We start from the raw sequence: 1,694 nt of genomic DNA on the forward strand, positions 1-1,694 counted from the left end.
GGTGCGCGCTGGGTGGTTGTGGTGACGACGGCGGTCGCGCGGGTGAGGTTGGGGCCGATGGCGTCGGCTTCGAGGACGCGGCCGGTGCGGCGGTTCTCGCCTTCGCCCCAGGCGACGGTGCGCTCGTAGCCGACGACGATTACGGCGTCTCCCTTGTGGAGGGAGGCGAGCACGTGCTCGCCCAGTTCGAACTTCGCTTCGACGTAGTGCGTGGTCGGGGCGTCGTGCGGGGTCCACTCCCCCGCGCGGTATTCGCCGGTGTTCTCGATGACGCGCAGCTTCACGATCTGCACGCGGCCCGCCTGCACGGCTTCGGGGTCGGCGGCGAGGTTGCCGGTGATGGTTCTGGTGCTCATCTGTCGTCTCCTGCTCGTGCGGTTGGTGGGTCCCGTCGACGTCGACGGGTTCTCGTTCGCGGCCGCGGCCGCGGGTGTGTCGGTGGGGGGTGTCTCGATGCCCCAGGACGCCAAAGCGTCGCGGCGGGTGACTTCCACGGGCGGCTCGGACAGCGCTCTGCGCTGTTCGAGCTCGGCGCGCGTTACGGTGAGGGCGGGGATGCGGCGCTCGTCGCCGTAGGCGAGGCGGTAGAGCCGGTCGGCCTCGTTCTCCAGCCAGTCGACTTCGCCTTGCCGGTCGGCTTGTCCGGCGAGGTACCCGGCCCGGTAGTCGTCACCGGTGATGTTCGGGCCGGTCATGCGGCGTGCTTCTCGATGAGGTCGGGGCGGAAGCCCGACCAGTGGTCCTGGTCGCTCGCGACGACCACGGGGGCGGCGGAGTAGCCCAGCTCCTCCGTGACGTACGCGAGCGCTGCGGGGTTGGTGGTGATGTCGACGGTGGTGTACTCGATGCCCTTCTTCTCGAGCACCCGGTAGGTCATGGTGCACTGCACGCACGACGGCTTCGAGTAGACGGTGAGCATCAGTCGTCCCACCGGTCGCCGCGGTGCGGGTCGTGCTCGTCGTTGACCGGGGACCAGGCGTGCAGCTCGGCCCACTTCTCGGCGGCGTCGGTGTGTCCGGCCTGGGTGAGGAGGTCGATGATGCCCGTCGCGCGCCAGCACGGCAGCGTCGGGGCGATCGCTTCCGTGACGGCCGGGTCGGAGAGCGTGGCCGCGAAGGCCGCGACGGCCGCCTGGTAGGTCGCCGCCGGGTCGGGCGTGGTCTGCTGCTGCTCGCTCATCGGTGGGTTCCTTCCGGGGTGTGGGCGTCGCCTTCGTCGTCGTCGCTCGCGTGCTCCGCGATCCACAGGTCCGCGGCCTCATCTCGTCCGAATGCTCGCAGGAGTCCGGCCAGCGCGTCGACCTCGGCGCAGCTGAGTCGCACGGCCAGCTCGTCGGCGGTGTCTCCGTGGGAGAACACGGACGCGAACTCGGCCACCGCGCCCCAGAGGGTCGGCTCCTTGGCCGTGGGGCTGGTGGTGATGGTGTCGGACATGGCGTTTGCTCCTCGGTGGTGGTGCGGGTCAGGATTCGGTGCGGGTGAGGGTGTCCACGAACATGACGCCCTCGGGGCCGGGGATCGTGGCGGTGTGTGCCAGCGCCCACCCGTTGCGTGCCAGACCTGAGAGGTCGACGTCGCGCTCGGCGATCCGGCGCAACTGGCTCTGCATCCCGTCCTCGTTCGTGGCCGGGACGAAGGTGCTGACGGTGGTGATCTGCTGCATGTTCTTCCTCTTCCTCATCGTTTTTTTGCCGT

Annotated in this window: 4 protein-coding genes and 1 pseudogene; all 5 read right to left on the reverse strand. The window is 69.7% G+C overall.

Annotation, left to right across the window (positions count from 1 at the left end):
• Positions 1–695 (reverse strand): annotated as a pseudogene (locus C5B92_RS16765) (single-stranded DNA-binding protein); the annotation flags it as partial.
• Complete coding sequence (gene nrdH / locus C5B92_RS16770) at positions 692–922, reverse strand: glutaredoxin-like protein NrdH (RefSeq protein WP_056045893.1); 231 nt, start codon at positions 920–922, stop codon at positions 692–694. The pseudogene C5B92_RS16765 and the gene nrdH, both read right to left, overlap by 4 nt.
• Entirely contained in the window at positions 919–1,179 is a 261-nt protein-coding gene (locus C5B92_RS16775) for a hypothetical protein (protein ID WP_104256091.1), read from the reverse strand. The genes nrdH and C5B92_RS16775 overlap by 4 nt, the downstream gene beginning before the upstream one ends.
• On the reverse strand, positions 1,176–1,433 hold the full coding sequence (locus C5B92_RS16780) for a hypothetical protein (RefSeq protein ID WP_219814232.1): 258 nt from the start codon (positions 1,431–1,433) through the stop codon (positions 1,176–1,178). The genes C5B92_RS16775 and C5B92_RS16780 overlap by 4 nt, the downstream gene beginning before the upstream one ends.
• Before the next feature lie 28 nt (positions 1,434–1,461).
• Positions 1,462–1,694 (reverse strand): hypothetical protein (locus C5B92_RS16785; protein WP_219814364.1); only part of this gene is annotated, 233 nt, incomplete at its 5' end.

It is taken from the genome of Rathayibacter sp. AY1A4 (genome assembly GCF_002930955.1).
Taxonomy (GTDB): Bacteria; Actinomycetota; Actinomycetes; order Actinomycetales; family Microbacteriaceae; genus Rathayibacter.